The sequence below is a fragment of the Marinobacterium arenosum genome, assembly GCF_019795155.1.
In the GTDB taxonomy this organism is placed as follows: domain Bacteria; phylum Pseudomonadota; class Gammaproteobacteria; order Pseudomonadales; family Balneatricaceae; genus Marinobacterium_C; species Marinobacterium_C arenosum.
Window position 1 is genome coordinate 43307 of record NZ_JAILYN010000022.1, and the last position, 15077, is coordinate 58383.

Annotated in this window: 15 protein-coding genes; 8 read left to right on the forward strand and 7 right to left on the reverse strand. The window is 59.9% G+C overall.

Annotated features, from left to right (window positions below):
* The 5 genes from K6T12_RS11660 to gloB all read right to left on the reverse strand — a co-directional run bounded on the left by K6T12_RS11660 (nucleotide 1) and on the right by gloB (nucleotide 5874).
* Nucleotides 1-1095, reverse strand: coding sequence for a microcin C ABC transporter permease YejB (locus K6T12_RS11660; protein WP_222222649.1), 1095 nt, complete (start codon nucleotides 1093-1095; stop codon nucleotides 1-3).
* Nucleotides 1095-2903 carry an extracellular solute-binding protein gene (locus tag K6T12_RS11665; protein WP_222222650.1) on the reverse strand — a complete coding sequence of 603 codons (1809 nt, stop codon included), beginning with the start codon at nucleotides 2901-2903 and terminating at the stop codon, nucleotides 1095-1097. Before K6T12_RS11665 ends, K6T12_RS11660 begins: the two co-directional genes overlap by 1 nt.
* Before the next feature lie 82 nt (nucleotides 2904-2985).
* Nucleotides 2986-3234: a hypothetical protein gene (locus K6T12_RS11670; protein ID WP_222222652.1), complete on the reverse strand. Its 249-nt coding sequence runs from the start codon at nucleotides 3232-3234 to the stop codon at nucleotides 2986-2988.
* Nucleotides 3235-3247: 13 nt separating this feature from the next.
* Nucleotides 3248-4906: a LysM peptidoglycan-binding domain-containing protein gene (locus tag K6T12_RS11675; RefSeq protein ID WP_222222654.1), complete on the reverse strand. Its 1659-nt coding sequence runs from the start codon at nucleotides 4904-4906 to the stop codon at nucleotides 3248-3250.
* A 194-nt stretch (nucleotides 4907-5100) separates the two neighbouring features.
* Nucleotides 5101-5874, reverse strand: coding sequence for a hydroxyacylglutathione hydrolase (gene gloB / locus K6T12_RS11680; RefSeq protein WP_222222656.1), 774 nt, complete (start codon nucleotides 5872-5874; stop codon nucleotides 5101-5103).
* 190 nt (nucleotides 5875-6064) lie between these two features.
* Between gloB and K6T12_RS11685 the strand changes: the two genes are divergently transcribed.
* Genes K6T12_RS11685 through dnaQ form a run of 3 tightly spaced genes read left to right on the forward strand, consistent with a single transcriptional unit; the run spans nucleotide 6065 to nucleotide 8018 of the window.
* The gene (locus tag K6T12_RS11685; RefSeq protein WP_222222658.1) at nucleotides 6065-6838 is read left to right on the forward strand and encodes a class I SAM-dependent methyltransferase; all 774 of its coding nucleotides are present in this window, start codon (nucleotides 6065-6067) and stop codon (nucleotides 6836-6838) included.
* Nucleotides 6825-7265 (forward strand): ribonuclease HI, encoded by a 441-nt coding sequence (gene rnhA / locus K6T12_RS11690; protein WP_222222660.1) that lies wholly within the window; start codon nucleotides 6825-6827, stop codon nucleotides 7263-7265. Before K6T12_RS11685 ends, rnhA begins: the two co-directional genes overlap by 14 nt.
* A 6-nt stretch (nucleotides 7266-7271) precedes the next feature.
* Entirely contained in the window at nucleotides 7272-8018 is a 747-nt protein-coding gene (gene dnaQ, locus K6T12_RS11695; protein ID WP_222222662.1) for a DNA polymerase III subunit epsilon, read from the forward strand.
* Nucleotides 8019-8132: 114 nt separating this feature from the next.
* Here the strand turns inward: dnaQ and nhaB are convergent, their stop codons facing one another.
* Together nhaB and K6T12_RS11705 are read right to left on the reverse strand one after the other, a co-directional pair.
* Nucleotides 8133-9638 (reverse strand): sodium/proton antiporter NhaB, encoded by a 1506-nt coding sequence (gene nhaB / locus K6T12_RS11700; protein WP_222222664.1) that lies wholly within the window; start codon nucleotides 9636-9638, stop codon nucleotides 8133-8135.
* 451 nt (nucleotides 9639-10089) lie between these two features.
* Nucleotides 10090-10425 carry an SCP2 sterol-binding domain-containing protein gene (locus tag K6T12_RS11705; RefSeq protein WP_222222667.1) on the reverse strand — a complete coding sequence of 112 codons (336 nt, stop codon included), beginning with the start codon at nucleotides 10423-10425 and terminating at the stop codon, nucleotides 10090-10092.
* 99 nt (nucleotides 10426-10524) lie between these two features.
* On the opposite strand from K6T12_RS11705, the gene sohB reads away from it, so the two are divergent.
* The 5 genes from sohB to K6T12_RS11730 all read left to right on the forward strand — a co-directional run bounded on the left by sohB (nucleotide 10525) and on the right by K6T12_RS11730 (nucleotide 15010).
* Nucleotides 10525-11613, forward strand: a complete 1089-nt coding sequence (gene sohB / locus K6T12_RS11710) for a protease SohB (protein ID WP_222222668.1) — start codon at nucleotides 10525-10527, stop codon at nucleotides 11611-11613.
* Nucleotides 11614-11704: 91 nt separating this feature from the next.
* Nucleotides 11705-12361: a TetR/AcrR family transcriptional regulator gene (locus K6T12_RS11715; protein WP_222222670.1), complete on the forward strand. Its 657-nt coding sequence runs from the start codon at nucleotides 11705-11707 to the stop codon at nucleotides 12359-12361.
* Between the two features lie 10 nt (nucleotides 12362-12371).
* Nucleotides 12372-12848, forward strand: coding sequence for a L,D-transpeptidase (locus K6T12_RS11720; protein ID WP_222222704.1), 477 nt, complete (start codon nucleotides 12372-12374; stop codon nucleotides 12846-12848).
* 3 nt (nucleotides 12849-12851) lie between these two features.
* A complete protein-coding gene (gene nagZ / locus K6T12_RS11725; protein ID WP_222222672.1) occupies nucleotides 12852-13865 on the forward strand; it encodes a beta-N-acetylhexosaminidase in 1014 nt (337 codons plus the stop codon).
* Nucleotides 13866-13870: 5 nt separating this feature from the next.
* Nucleotides 13871-15010 (forward strand): mechanosensitive ion channel family protein, encoded by a 1140-nt coding sequence (locus K6T12_RS11730; protein WP_222222674.1) that lies wholly within the window; start codon nucleotides 13871-13873, stop codon nucleotides 15008-15010.
* Nucleotides 15011-15077 lie beyond the last annotated feature (67 nt).

Here is a 15077-nt window from a genome sequence, read left to right on the forward strand (position 1 = left end):
TCAATACTCCCGGCTTTCGAAGTCGATACGCGGGTCCACCAGGGTGTAGGCGATATCGCTGATCAGCTTCAGCAGCAGACCGAGCAGGGTGAAGATGTACAGGGTGCCGAAGATCACCGGGTAATCGCGCTTGATCACCGATTCGTAGCCGAGCAGGCCGAGCCCGTCCAGCGAGAAGATCACCTCGATCAGCATCGAGCCGGTGAAGAAGATGCCGATCAGCGCGGCCGGCATGCCGGCGATGATCAGCAGCATGGCGTTGCGGAACACATGGCCGTAGAGCACCTGGTTTTCGTTCAACCCCTTGGCGCGGGCTGTCAGTACGTACTGCTTGTTGATCTCGTCCAGGAAGCAGTTCTTGGTCAGCATGGTCAGGGTGGCGAAGCTGCTGATCACCGAGGCGAACACCGGCAGGGTGATATGCCAGAAATAGTCGCCAATCTTGCCCAGCAGGCTGAGTTCGTCGAAGTTGGGCGAGGTCAGGCCGCGCAGCGGGAACCAGTCGAAATAGGTGCCGCCGGCGAACAGTACGATCAGCAGGATGGCGAACAGGAAGTTCGGGATCGCGTAGCCGATGATTACCACGGTGCTGGTCCAGACATCGAACGGGGTGCCGTCGCGCACCGCCTTGCGGACGCCGAGTGGTATCGAGATCAGGTAGGTCAGCAGGGTGGTCCACAGGCCGATGGAGATCGATACCGGCATCTTCTCGATGATCAGTTCGATCACTGTCTTGTCGCTGTAGAAGCTCTTGCCGAAGTCGAACACCAGGTAGTTCTTGAGCATCTGCCAGAAGCGCTCGTGGGCTGGCTTGTCGAAGCCGTACAGCTCCTCGATCTCTTTGACCAGTTGCGGGTCCAGTCCGCGACCGCCGCGATAGCTGCTCTCGCCGCTGCCGCTGGTGGTCTGTACCGTATCGCTCTGCACGCCGGAGCCGACCCGGCTGGTGGCGCCGGGATCAAGCCCTTCCAGTTGGGCAATGGTTTGCTCGACCGGACCGCCAGGCGCGGCCTGGACGATCAGGAAGTTAATGGTCAGGATGCCGAGCAGGGTGGGGATGATCAGCAGCAGCCGGCGCAGGATATAGGCGGCCATCAGTTAGCGGCACTCCGTTGCTGTTGCGGTTTGATCCACCAGGTGTCCAGGCCGAGACTGTATTTCGGCCGGATCGCCGGCATGCCGAATTTGTCCCAGTAGGCCACTCGATAGCTGCTGATGTGGTACTGCGGGATTACGTAGTGGTTCCACTGCAGTACCCGGTCCAGCGCCCGGGCGCGGGCTACCAGATCGGCGCGGGTCGGCGCCTGGATCAGCTGTTCGACCAGGTAGTCCACCGCCGGATTCTTGATGCCGATAATATTCCGGCTGCCCGGTTGGTCGGCCATGGTGGAGTGCCAGTAGTCACGTTGTTCGTTGCCCGGCGAATTGGATTGCGGGAAGCTGGCGACCAGCATATCGAAGTCGTAGCTGCGCAGCCGGTTGATGAACTGGGAGATATCCACCAGTCGCAGCTGGACATCGATCCCCATCAGTTCGAGATTGCGGACGAACGGACCGACGATTCGTTCGAATGCCTTGTCACGCATCAGTAGCTCGAACTGGAACTGCTCCCCCTTGTCGTTGACCAGCTTGCCCTGTTTCAGTTGCCAGCCAGCCTGGCGGAACAGGCGTAGCGCCGTGCGCAGATGGCTGCGGATCTTGCCGTTGCCGTCGGTGGTGGGGGCGCGATACACCTTGCTGAACACCTCGTCAGGCACCTGGTCGCGGATCGGCTCCAGTACCGCCAGTTCGCGCTCGTCCGGCAGCTCGCTGGCGGCCATCTCGGAGTTGGCAAAGTAGCTGTGGCTGCGGGTGTAGGCGTTATAGAAAATATTACGGTTGGTCCATTCGAAATCGAAGGCGTAGGCCAGCGCCTCGCGCACCCGTTGGTCGCTGAACTTCGGCTTGCGGATGTTCATGGCGAACGCCTGCATGCCGGTGGGGTTCTCGTGGTGCAGTTCGCGCACCTGTATCCGGCCCTCGACGAACGGCTGGCCGGTATAGCCGGTGGCCCAGCGCTTGGAGGAGTTCTCCAGTCGGAAGTCGTACTCGCCGGCCTTGAAGGCTTCCAGCGCCACGGTGCCGTCCAGATAGTAGTCGTAAACGATGGTGCCGAAGTTGTTGCGGCCCCGGTTGGCCGCCAGCTCCGTGCCCCAGTAATCATTGCGCAACTGGTAGGTGATCGAGCGGCCGGCGTCGAACTTGCTGAGCGTGTAGGGGCCGGAGCCAATAGGAATATCCAGGCTCGGCGCACTGAAATCGCGTTGCTGCCAGTAATGCTTCGGCAGGATCGGTACCTCGCCGATGATCAGTGCCAGTTCACGGTTCTCGCCGCCGCGGAAGTGGAACTTGACCTGCTGCGGGGCGATCACCTCGACCTGTTCGATATCGGCGTAGTAGGCGCGGTAGAAGGGGGCGCCTTTTTCACGCAGTAGCTTGAAGGTGTAGGCGACATCCTCGGCGGTGACCGGCTGGCCGTCGCTGAAGCGGGCTTCGGGGCGCAGCTTGAAGCTGATCCAGCTGCGGTCGTCGGCCACTTCCAGCCGCTCGGCCAGCAGGCCGTATAGCGAGAACGGTTCATCGTCGGCGCGCACCAGCAGGCTGTCGTAGATCAACCCCAGCCCGTCGGCAGAGGTGCCTTTGATGATGAATTGGTTGAAGCTGTCGAAGGTGCCGATGGCGGACTGCACCATCCGGCCGCCCTTGGGGGCATCCGGATTGACATAATCGAAGTGCTGGAAGTCGGCACCGTATTTAAGGTCGCCATGCATGGCGATACCGTGCTGCGTGGTGCCGGCCCATGCCGGCAGGTTGGCGGCCGCGATGACCAGGCCACCGAGCATGATCTTTTTCAGAAACGTCATTTGTGGTCCGTCACCCTTGTTCGCCCAGTCGGTTGAAAGCCTAACCGAATCAGGCTGATGGTTGTTGTTCTGTGACTGCCGTTCAGGGCTTTTGTTCAAATTGCGCGGCCAGCTCGGTCAATTGCTGATGCTGGGCGCTGCGTTTGATGCCGGCGGCCTTTAATTGGGCCTGCTGTTCCTGAAGGTATAGCAACTTGGCCTCGTTATTGCCTGCCAAGCCACGAATCAGGTCGCGATCCATCCAGTCGCGGATACGGCGGAACAGCACCCATTTGAACAGGATCGCCAGCACGGTGGAGACGACGATAATGAAGATGCTGGTGGCGTCCATCCTCTGAGCTCCGTTAGCGGGTGATATCGACGTACAGGGTCAGGCGCTGACCGGGCTGCAGGTACTTCTGTTTATCCAGTTTGTTCCAGCGCGTGATGTCATTGATCTTAACATTGAAGCGGCCGGCGATGCGGGCCAGAGAATCGCCGCTGCGCACCTTGTAGCCGATCTTGCGGACCAACTGGCGGCCATCGCCGGCGCTGGCCAGTTTCTGGTTAGGTTCTTGCCAGATGACCAGCTGTTTGCCGATGCTGAGCGGGTCGCCGGGGGCCATCTGGTTCCAGCTTGCCAGGCTGCGTACCCCCACTTTGTATTTGCGGGAGATCGACCAGAAACTGTCGCCGGATTTGACGGTGTAGGTCCGCTTTTGCTTGTTGCTGTTGCGGGCGATCTTCTGCTGAGTGCGCTGCTGGCGCTGGGCCTGGCTGAGTACGTACTCGCTGCTGTTGTGGGCGGCGGTCGGGATCAGCAGTGCGGCGCCGGCCCGGATCCGGTTACCGCGCAGGCTATTGGCGGTGCGGATCACGTCGGGTGTGGTCTTGAAGCGCTTGGCGATCAAGCCGAGTGAGTCACCCGATTTGATGGTGTAGCGGGTCCACTTCATCCGCTTCTCTGGCGGTAGCTTGGCCAGTTTCTCGGCGAAGGCTTCGGCCTTGTCGGCAGGGATGGCCAGGTAGTGAGGGCCTTTGGGGTCGGTGGCCCAGCGGTTGAAGCCCGGGTTCAGCAGGTACAGCTCCTCCATGCTGATCTCTGCCAGGTTGGCCGCTTCGGCCAGGTCGATCTGGCCCTGGGTTTCGACCACTTCGAAATAGGGTTTATTCGGCAACGGCTTCAGGCTCAGCTGATAGCGCTCAGGTTCGTTGAACAGCTTGGCGACGGCCAGCAGTTTGGGTACATAGGCCTGGGTTTCTTTCGGCAGCTTCAATGACCAGAAATCGGTCGGTTTGCCGGCCCGGCGGTTACGCTTGACCGCGCGGTCGACGTTGCCTTCGCCGGCGTTGTAGGCGGCCAGTGCCAGCAGCCAGTCACCGTCATAGCGCTTCTGCAGCAGATCCAGGTAGTCCAGCGCCGCCCGGGTGGAGGCGACCACATCCCGGCGTCCGTCGTACCACCAGCCCTGACGCAGGCCGAAACGCTTGCCGGTACCGGGGATGAACTGCCAGGGGCCGGCCGCCCGGCCGTGGGAGTAGGCGAACGGGTCGAAGGCGCTCTCGACGATCGGCAGCAGGGCCAGTTCGGCCGGCATATCGCGGGCGATCACTTCGTTGATGATGTGGTGGTAGTAGCGTGAGGCGCGATCGGCCACCCGGTTGATATATTTCGGATGGCGGGCGTACCAGCTCAACTGGGCGTCGATCCGTCGGTTGCTCTGCTCGAGGTCCAGCTTGAAGTGCTGGCGGGTCAGTTGCCAGAGGTCGTCAGGCTCCTCGGCTGCAACAGCCTGCGGGGATTGTTCAGAACGCTCAGAGTCGGGTTGGTTTTCAAGCCCGATGACGTTCCTCAATGCGCTGGCGAGAGTCGTGACCTTTTCCTTCTCGGTCGGCCGGGCTTCGGCCGTCCGGGCGGTATTGTCGGTCGCCGGAATTGAACTTTGCTGCTGGGGCAGCGATTGGCAGCCGGACAGGATAAGCGTGGAGACTACCGGAATGGTCAAAAATGGCCTGAAAATCATGGGGTTCCTGTGCCGATGCTGCGATTGAATCGAGCCATTCTATGGGGCGCCTAAAATAGGGTCAACAGGCACTCAAAAATGCCGTGCTCGGTCGGCGGGCAGGAAGGGGCTGGTGCGGTCGCGCCGCTGAACTGACGTTAGCGGGCGCGACCAGGCAGGAGTTGAGCTGGGGTGAACGTTTGGCTGAAAAGCGTTCAGAATTGATTTTTCCACTCACGGATGGCTGCGAACACGGCTTCTTCGCTGGCGCCGGCACCTGCTTGGAAACGCTCGGCGGCCTGGACCACCGCCGGCTGATCGCTGCGCATGAACGGGTTGACCCGCTTTTCGGTGGCGATGTTGCTCGGCAGCGTCGGTTGGTTATCGTTCCGTAATAGCTGGCAGTGCCGGATCGCCTGTTGGATATCCCGGTTGTCCGGCTCGACGGCGGCGGCGAACGCCAGGTTGGCCAGCGAATATTCGTGGGTGCAGTAGACTTCGCAGCTGTCCGGCAGTCCCTTGAAATAATGCATTGCGGCCAGCATCTGTGCAGCAGAACCTTCGAACAGCCGGCCGCAGCCGGCCAGGAACAGGGTGTCGCCGCAGAATAGCTGGCCACTGCCCTCGGCTTGGAGATAGCTGATGTGGTCGAGGGTGTGGCCGGGAACTTCGGTGATCTGCAGCGGCAGGCCGAGCACTTCGATTCGATCGCCGTCCCGTAGCGGATGACTGATCCCCTTGAATGGTGAGCTGGCCGGGCCGTAAACCGGAATGTCCCGCTGGGCAGTCAGCTGGCTGACACCGCCGGTATGATCGGCATGATGGTGGGTGATCAGGATGGCTGCCAGTTGCAGCTGCTGGTGTTGCAGGTAGCGTTCAACGGGCGCCGCATCGCCTGGGTCAACCACCACCACCCGCTGTTCGCCTTCGCGCTGGAGCAGCCATATATAGTTATCGTTGAAAGCGGGGATCGGGGTGACCTGGAACATGCGGTGCCTCACTGGTGGAGCCGGCTGGTAGCAAGGCGATAGACTGGCTGTCATACCGGCCGGCAGTCGGCTGTGTAACAAAAACAGTTTATCCGGCAATGGGTTATTGCCGCTTTTCAAGGTCAGATTACTCTATAATAGGTTCCCTGTTAACGGTGCGATCGCGCGGGTAACGTGAACTGGAGGTTTAATGGCGTTCCGATCCCAACCCTCTTTGGAGGTTTTGCTGCCCGAGTTGCGGCACTGGTTCGACAGCGAACTGGGACAGGAGCTGCTGGCTGCGGAGCGCGAGCAGATCGATCGCGTATTGGCGAACCTCCACGGGATGCACCTGTTGCAGATTAGCGTTGACAATCGTTTGACGCTGTTTGATCAGAGCCCGGTACATCACCCGTTCATGCTCTGCTCCGAACTGGCCTTGGGGGCGGGTACCAATGTGCTGGTCGGTGATCACCATGATCTTCCGCTGCAGTCCGATGTAGTGGATGTGGTGTTGCTGCACCATGTGCTCGACTTCGCCACCAGTCCGCATCAGGTGCTGCGCGAAGCGGCGCGGGTTTTGCGGCCCGGCGGTCATCTGCTGGTGATAGGTTTCAATCCGGTCAGCTATTGGGGGCTTTACCGGCTGCTGCGGCGCAAAGATCGTGAGCGGGTGCCCTGGCGTGGCCACTTTATCAGCCACCGGCGGCTACAGGATTGGCTGGCGCTGCTGGAGTTGACCGAGTTGAAATCCTGGTCCGGCTATTTCTGGCTGCCGTTTGCCAGTGCGATCTGGCGTCGGCGCAGCCGCCTGATGGCTGGTTGGTCAAAGCGCAGCCCGGCCCGTACCGGCGCCTTTTTGATGATGCTGGCCCGCAAGGATGTGGCCGGAATGACACCGATTACACCCGTCTGGCGGCGCAGGCTGATTCGACTGCCGCTGGCGGAACCGACCGCGAGGGGACATACGCGTGAATGCCGTTGAGATCTATACCGATGGCGCCTGCAAGGGCAATCCCGGCCCGGGGGGCTGGGGAGCCGTGTTACGTTACGGCGAAAACGAAAAGCATCTCTATGGCGGTGAAGCGAATACCACCAATAACCGGATGGAGTTGCTGGCGGCGATCGAGGCGCTGGCGGCGCTGAACCGTTCCTGTCAGGTAATTCTGACCACTGACTCCCAGTACCTGCGTAAGGGGATAACCGAGTGGCTGGCCGGCTGGAAGCGCAACGGTTGGAAGACGGCGGCCAAGAAGCCGGTCAAGAACGAAGATCTCTGGCGCCGGCTGGACGAGGAGGTGGCGCGTCACCAGATCGATTGGCGCTGGGTCAAGGGGCACAGTGGTCACCCGGAAAACGAGCTGGCCGATCAGCTGGCCAACCGGGGCGTTGAAGAATTGCGAAGAGGTTAACAACAAATGCGGCAAATAGTGCTCGATACCGAAACCACCGGTATTGATCCCAAGGACGGCCACAACATTATCGAGATCGGCTGTGTTGAGATGGTCGGCCGTAAGCTGACCGGCGCGACCTACCATCAGTACGTGAAGCCGGATCGCGAGGTCGACGCCGAGGCGATCAGCGTACACGGTATCACCAATGAGTTTCTGGCCGACAAGCCGAAGTTTCGCGAGGTGATGCAGGAGTTTCTCGACTTTATCCGCGGCGCCGAGCTGGTGATCCACAACGCCGCGTTCGACGTGGGCTTCATCGATACCGAATTGGCGCGCAATGGCATCAAAGAGCGGGTGCATGACATCTGTACGGTGGTCGATACCCTGGCGGTGGCGCGCAAGAAGCATCCAGGGCAGAAGAACAATCTGGATGCGCTCTGTCGGCGCTACGGCATCGACAACTCGCACCGTGAGCTGCACGGCGCGTTGCTCGACTCCGAGATCCTGGCCGATGTCTATCTGATGCTGACCGGCGGCCAGACCGCCCTAATGCTGGATAGTCGTGGCGGTAGCGATGGTGATGGTGATCAGGAGGCGGGCGAGATCCGCCGGATTGCCGCCGATCGCTATAATCTGGCGGTACTGCCGGCTTCCGATGAGGAGCTGGCTGAGCATCAGGCATTTCTTAAGATGCTGGACAGGAAGAGTGGTGGCGAGTGTGTCTGGCTGAAACAATCTGAACCGCAGGACGAGGAATTGGCGGTTCATTGAGGGTAGGTGCTGGCTTTTTCGCTGTTGCTCTCGGTTGAAGCCTTGCTGTAATGAGAAAGAAAAATGCCGGTCAGCGGGGCTGACCGGCATTTTTTGTGCCCGAAGAAAGTGCGCTTAAAGCGCGTAGTTCACCGCGATGACGCCGGTGGCACTCATTACGATGGTGTACGGCAGTGCCATCCAGACCATGGTGCCGTAGGAGAGGCGGATCAGCGGGGCGATCGCCGAGGTCAGCAGGAACAGGAAGGCTGCCTGGCCGTTCGGCGTGGCGACACTCGGGATGTTGGTGCCGGTATTGATCGCGACTGCCAGGGCATCGAAATGCTCGCGGCTAATTGCGCCGGCGTTCAGCGCCTCGACTACCTCGTTGATGTAGACGGTCGCAACGAAGACGTTGTCGCTGATCGCGGAAAGCAGGCCGTTGGCGGCAAAGAACAGTACCGGCTGGATGCTTTCGTCCATGCTCAATACCCACTGGATGATCGGCTGGAACAGGTGCTGTTCGTGGATTACTGACACAATGGTGAAGAACACCACCAGCAGGGCGGTGAAGGGCAGTGCTTCTTCGAATGCCTTACCGATCTGGTGCTCCTCCACCACGCCGTTGAGGGCGGTCAGCAGTACGATGATGGTCAGGCCGATCAGGCCAACCGCCGCCAGGTGAAACGCCAGCGCGAACACCAGGAAGATCGCTACCACCACCTGGGTGGCCAGCATCGCCTTGTCACGCATGCTGCGGGCCTTGTCTTCCTCGGCAGCGAACTCTTCCAGAATATGGCGCACGTTCGACGGTAGTTCGGCGCCGTAGGAGAACCACTTGGTTTTCTCCAGCAGGAAGCAGGTCAGCAGGCCTGCAGCCAGTACCGGCATGGTGATCGGTGCCATCAGTACAAAGAATTCGACGAACTCCCAGCCGGCCTTCTCGGCGATCAGCAGGTTCTGCGGCTCGCCCACCAGGGTGCAGACACCGCCCAGTGCGGTGCCGACTGCGCCATGCATCAGCAGGCTGCGAAGGAAGGCGCGGAACTGTGCCAGGTCGCTGCGGCTGCGTTCATGGACGCTGTTGTCATCGGAGTGGTCGTGGCCGGTGCTGTGGAAGCTGGTGCCGGACGCCACCTTGTGGAAAACGGCATAGAAGCCCACTGCCACGCTGATCAGTACCGCGGTCACCGTCAGGGCGTCGAGAAAGGCCGAAAGAACCGCTGCGGACAGCGAGAACATCAGGGATAGCAGAGCCTTGGAGCGTATCTGAAGCAGGATCTTGGTGAATACCCACAGCAGCATGCTCTTCATAAAGTAGATGCCGGCCACCATGAACATCAGCAGCAGGATTACTTCCAGGTTGGACTCGATCTCATGGGACACCGCATCCGGACCGGCAAGGCCGATAACTACGGCCTCCAGGGCAAGCAGGCCGCCAGGCTGCAGCGGGTAGCATTTCAGGGCCAGTGCCAGCGTGAAGATAAATTCGAATATCAGTAGCCAGCCAGTGACCACCGGTCCGGCTGCGAACAGCAAGATCGGATTCAGTACTAGAAAACCGATAATGGCCTGTTTATACCAGACAGGTGAATTCCCTAGGAAATTGCGTACAAAAGCCTGGGGTAGCGTGTATGTCATCAATTACTCTCCCTTCAACCAGGGCTCTTTTTATAAACGTCTGCCTTGAGCAAGGCGCCGATAGACTAGCAGCAGATTATTGAAATCAAAAGCCTAGACATTCACTCGAAGGTTGTTATATGGCGAAAGTTGGCTTCATTTCGCTGCTAATTGTCCGAAGTTAATTCCGCTTTCTTTCTTTTTGGTAAGACCTATTTGTAGGTTTTTTGGCTGTCTATGGTCCTTTGGTATGGGTCCCTTAAACGATCCGTAACATAAGCGATTTCATCTGTGCACGAATCTGTATCATTAAAGTGCGTTTGCGGGTTGCTTGAAAACGACACCGGAGAATAGTCGGTTAATCGACTCTGTTTGCTGACCGGGGTCAGTGTTTGTTCGGTGTATGAGGGAGGGGGCGGTGGCAGGCCGGCAGTTGTCAGCCTGCATGGGTGGGGCACTATAAAGGAGGGGCTTATTTGCGTTTTTCGCGTGAAAACAGCTTGCCGAGCTTAGTTGCCAATATCACATTGCCTTCCGCGCGCAGGCGGCCTTTCATAAAGGCGCTCATGCCGTCGATATCGCCGCTGACCACGCCGATCATGGTTTCGGCATCGGTGATCAGGGTCAGGTTCGGATCGTCGTGCAGGCCTTTCTCTACCTGGCAGAGGCCATCATTGATCTGGATGTAGAAATCGCTATCGTCGTCCAGCTCGAACTGGAATACGGCGTTTATGCCCTCTGCGTTTTCCGGTAGGAAGCGGGACGGCAATTTGTTGATGATCTTGTCGACTGTGATCGGCTTGCTCATGGCGCTGCGGCTACCCTATTTACTGAAGCTTAGTTGACGGTGCTTATGGTACATTAGGCGGCATTTTGTGAGAACCGAAACAGAATTGGAGAGCGGTGCGTGGGCGAATTTCTAACGGAATATGGGTTGTTTCTGGCGGAGGCGGTTACCGTGGTGCTGGCGATCTTGGCAGTGATCGCTGGGATCGTGATGCTGACAGCCCACCGTAAGCCGCATGGGCACGAGGGCGAGATCGAGGTCACCAGCCTGAATGACGAGCTGGACCATATGCGCCATGTAATGGAGCAGGCGATACTCGACAAGGCCGAGTACAAGGCGTTGCTCAAGGAAGAGAAGAAAAAGGAGAAGGCTGAAGCTAAGGCCCGTAAAAAGCAGTTGGCGGGTAGGGGCAAGAAGGAAGATGAGGCTGAGGAGTCTGCGGAACGTGACAAGCGTTACTTCGTACTCGACTTCGATGGCGATATCAAGGCCAGCGAGGTTGAGCCGTTGCGCGAGGAGATCAATGCGGTACTGAGCCTGGCGGAGGCCGACGACGAGGTGGTGCTGCGCTTGGAAAGTGCCGGCGGGCTGGTGCACAGCTATGGTCTGGCGGCGTCCCAGCTGGAGCGTATTAAACGCAAGGGGATCGCGCTGACAATCTGTGTTGACGAAGTGGCGGCCAGTGGCGGCTATATGATGGCCTGTCTGGCCGACCGTTTGCTGGCGGCGCCGTTCGCCATTGTCGGCTCCATCGGTGTGATCGCCCAGATGCCTAACTTCCACCGTTTGCTGAAGAAAAATGATATCGATTTCGAAGTGCTTACCGCCGGTGAGTACAAGCGGACCCTGACGATGTTCGGCCAGAATACCGACAAGGGGCGGCAGAAGTTCGTCGAAGAGTTGGAAGACACCCACGAGCTGTTCAAATCCTTCGTTGCCGAGTATCGCAGTCAGCTGGAGATCGATAAGGTGGCGACCGGCGAAGTATGGTTCGGTAAGCGTGCACTCGACCTGAATCTGGTGGACGAGCTGATGACGTCGGATGAATACCTGCTGGACGCATGCGACCAGGGTGAGGTGTTCCTGATCCGTTATGAGCAGAAAAAATCGCTGCAGGAAAAGCTGACCGATATCGGTGTCAATTCGGCCGATCGGGTGGCTTTGCGCTGGTGGGATCGGGCTATGAATAGTCGCTTCTGGAGTCGTTGATAGAATGGCCCGGGTGGGGGTGCAATCCCCGTGCGGGTCACTATAATGAGCGTTCGATTTTGTAGTTTTAAACGTCGGTTTGGGGACGGAGATGCAGTATTCAGGGACTGCGGCGAATATTGTGCGGGCGGCGGAGACGCTGTTTGCGGAACAGGGCTTCACCGACACCACGGTGCGGCAGATTACTGCGCGGGCGCAGGTCAACCTGGCGGCGGTGAACTACCACTTCGGCTCCAAGAAGGGGTTGATCCAGGCGGTGGCGGAAAAATTTCTCGGGCCGCTCTGCCAGCATATTGAACAGGCGCTGGATCAGCGGCTGGCGGCATCCGAATACAGCCTGTCGCTTGAGGAGCTGCTGGAGATCCTGATGCGGGCGCTGTTGGGGGTCAACCGCAACAACGACCACGCGTTGTCGGTCTTCATGCGGCTGCTGGACCTGGCCTATATGAAGAATCAGGAGGATCTGCGCGATTTCCTGATCGATCGCTACGGTGTCCGGTTGCAGCGTTTTATCTCGCTGGTGCGCAATGACGCGGCGCCGATGGAAGATGACGAGTTCTTCTGGCGGCTGCACTTCCTGCTCGGTTCGATTACCTTCACGCTGTCCAACTTCCATACCCTGAACGCCATCGAGAAGCAGGAGTATGAAAGCAGTGCCGAGGTGGAGCGCATTCTGCACCGGATGATCCCGGTGTTGACCGCCGGTCTGCAGGCGCGGGCCGATAAAACCTATTTCTGCCGGATCTGAGGTGGTGGATATCCGGCTGCAGATCTCTATCGCCGAGCAGTCGTTGAGCCTGTATGAAAACGGCCGGCTCCGTCACCGCTATCCGGTCTCGACCGCCAGTAACGGGGCCGGCGAGCTCAAGAACAGTGGCTGTACCCCGCGCGGCCGGCATCTCATTCGGGCTTGTATCGGTGCTGGCCTGCCGCTTAATGCCGTGCTGGTTGGGCGCCGCTTTACCGGTGAGATCTACACGCCGGAGCTGGCTCGCCAGTATCCCGGTCGCGACTGGATCCTGAGCCGTATTCTCTGGCTGAGTGGCTGCGAGCCGGGTCGGAACCGGCTTGGCGCGGTCGATACCATGCAGCGCTATATCTATATTCACGGTACTCCCGACTCCGAGCCGATGGGGGTGCCGCTCTCCCATGGTTGTATCCGCATGCGTAATTCCGATCTGGTCGAGTTGTTTGGCCGGGTGGTGGCGGGTACGCCGGTGTTGATTGAGGACTGAACTATGACAACCGGCGCTTTGATGCTGGACCTGGAAGGAACGACGTTGACCGCTGACGAGCATGAGTTGCTGCAGCAGTCGCAGGTCGGCGGCCTGATCCTGTTTGGCCGTAATATCGAAAGCCGTGATCAACTGGCCGAACTGGTGGCATCTATCCGGGCGGTGCGTCCCGAGCTGCTGATCGCCATCGACCAGGAGGGCGGTCGGGTACAGCGTCTGAAGGACGCCGTGGTCCGTCTGCCGCCGATGAATCGGCTGGGAAGATTGGCGCAGCGGGAGCCCGGTCGGGCCCGTCCGGCGGCCCGGGAGCTGGGTTGGCTGATGGCGGCGCAGCTGCGCCAGTTGCAGATCGATATCAGCTTCGCCCCGGTGCTCGACCTGGATTTTGGTCGCAGCGAGGTGATCGGCGATCGGGCCTTTGCCCGCGACGCCGAGCAGGTGGTCGAGCTGGCCGGCGCCTTTATCGAGGGTATGGCCGAGGCGGGTATGGCGGCCACCGGCAAGCACTTCCCCGGCCACGGCTGGGTTGAGGCGGATTCCCATCTGGCGGTACCGGTTGATCAGCGGCCGCTGGCCGAGATTGAGCAAGCTGACCTGATACCGTTCCGTCAGCTGGTGGGTAAGGGGGTGGCCGGTATCATGCCGGCCCACGTGATCTATCCGCGAGTCGATCCGAATCCGGCCGGCTTTTCGCCGTTCTGGCTGCAGCAGGTGCTGCGCGGGCAGTTCGGCTTCGAAGGGGTGATCTTCAGTGACGACCTGACCATGGAGGGGGCCAGCGTGGCCGGCAGTTATCCGGCACGGGCCGATGCGGCGCTGGCGGCGGGTTGCGACATGTTGCTGGTCTGCAATAACCGCTCGGCGGCGCTGGAGGTGCTGGCCTGGTTGCGGCGGCAGGGGCATCCCGGTTCCAAACGGATTGGCGCCATGCTTGGGCGGCCATGTCCGGCTATTGATAGTGAGCGGTTGAGGGCGGCGAGCGAGCTGGCGGAGCAGCTCTGGCAGCTGGAGGGGTAAACCGGATGGGCGAGCAGGAGTGGCTGGCACGGCTGCTGGAGCAGTTGGCGGAATACGGCCTCTGGGTGCAGCTTGGCGCGTTGCTGCTGGGCGCGCTGGCGAGTCATGTAGCGGCGCGAGTGGTGCTCCATTTTCTGTTGCAGCGGGCGGAGCGCAGTAAGGCGGTTTGGGACGATCTGGTGATCAAGGCTGCCCGGCCGCCGCTGTTGTTCTTTATCTGGCTGCTGGCGGCAAGCTGGGCGGTCCAGCTGATGTCGCTGGGCTATTCCGACAGCTTGGTCGGGGCGATGCAGTTGACCCGCAAGCTTGGCACTCTGTTGCTGTTGGCCTGGTTTTTGACCCGGTTAGTGCGGCAGAGCGAGCAGGTGTTGACCTCGGCCAGTCGGATGCGCAAGCCGATGGATGTCACCACTGTGTCGGCGGTCGGTCGCCTGCTGCGGTTGACGGTGTTTATCCTGGTCGGTCTGGTGGTATTGCAGAGTCTGGGTTACAGCATCTCCGGTATTCTTGCGTTCGGCGGCATCGGTGGCCTGGCGGTCGGATTTGCCGCCAAGGACCTGCTGGCCAACTTCTTCGGCGCATTGATGATCTATCTCGACCGGCCATTCAAGGTGGGTGACTGGATCCGCTCGCCCGATCAGCAGATCGAGGGCATCGTCGAGGAGATCGGTTGGCGGCAGACCCGGATACGTACCTTCGACAAGCGGCCGCTCTATGTACCGAATGCGACCTTCACCCATATCTCGGTGGAGAACCCGTCGCGGATGACCAACCGCCGGATCTATGAATATATCGGTGTGCGCTATGACGATGCCGACAAGGTGCAGGCGATTATCGATGCGGTGCGCGAGATGTTGCGCGGGCATCCGGATATCGACCCCCGCCAGACGCTGATCGTCAATCTGGACCGTTTTGGTCCCTCATCGCTGGATTTCTTTATCTATAGCTTTACCCGGACCACCAATTGGGAGCGTTACCATGAGGTCAAGCAGGATGTGCTCTGCCGGGTGATGGATATCGTGCTGGCGCACGGCGCCGAGATCGCCTTCCCGACCACCACCGTACATCTGTACCGGGCTGAGCCGGAGCAGCTGCCGGCTGTCGAGCCTGTGCGGCAAGAAAGACAGATGTCTTGTCTTAAGTAAGCGGAAGCGGGCCCTGGCGGCCCGCTTTTTTGTTCATGAAGGGCATGCAGAGCGGGCCGCTCGGATC

Coding starts and splice junctions, on each gene's coding strand:
- K6T12_RS11665 (WP_222222650.1), bottom strand. CDS start 2,903: ATGACGTTTCTGAAAAAGATCATGCTCGGTGGCCTGGTCATCGCGGCC.
- dnaQ (WP_222222662.1), top strand. CDS start 7,272: ATGCGGCAAATAGTGCTCGATACCGAAACCACCGGTATTGATCCCAAG.
- K6T12_RS11715 (WP_222222670.1), top strand. CDS start 11,705: ATGCAGTATTCAGGGACTGCGGCGAATATTGTGCGGGCGGCGGAGACG.
- K6T12_RS11660 (WP_222222649.1), bottom strand. CDS start 1,095: ATGGCCGCCTATATCCTGCGCCGGCTGCTGCTGATCATCCCCACCCTG.
- K6T12_RS11685 (WP_222222658.1), top strand. CDS start 6,065: ATGGCGTTCCGATCCCAACCCTCTTTGGAGGTTTTGCTGCCCGAGTTG.
- K6T12_RS11730 (WP_222222674.1), top strand. CDS start 13,871: ATGGGCGAGCAGGAGTGGCTGGCACGGCTGCTGGAGCAGTTGGCGGAA.
- nhaB (WP_222222664.1), bottom strand. CDS start 9,638: ATGACATACACGCTACCCCAGGCTTTTGTACGCAATTTCCTAGGGAAT.
- K6T12_RS11705 (WP_222222667.1), bottom strand. CDS start 10,425: ATGAGCAAGCCGATCACAGTCGACAAGATCATCAACAAATTGCCGTCC.
- gloB (WP_222222656.1), bottom strand. CDS start 5,874: ATGTTCCAGGTCACCCCGATCCCCGCTTTCAACGATAACTATATATGG.
- nagZ (WP_222222672.1), top strand. CDS start 12,852: ATGACAACCGGCGCTTTGATGCTGGACCTGGAAGGAACGACGTTGACC.
- K6T12_RS11670 (WP_222222652.1), bottom strand. CDS start 3,234: ATGGACGCCACCAGCATCTTCATTATCGTCGTCTCCACCGTGCTGGCG.
- K6T12_RS11675 (WP_222222654.1), bottom strand. CDS start 4,906: ATGATTTTCAGGCCATTTTTGACCATTCCGGTAGTCTCCACGCTTATC.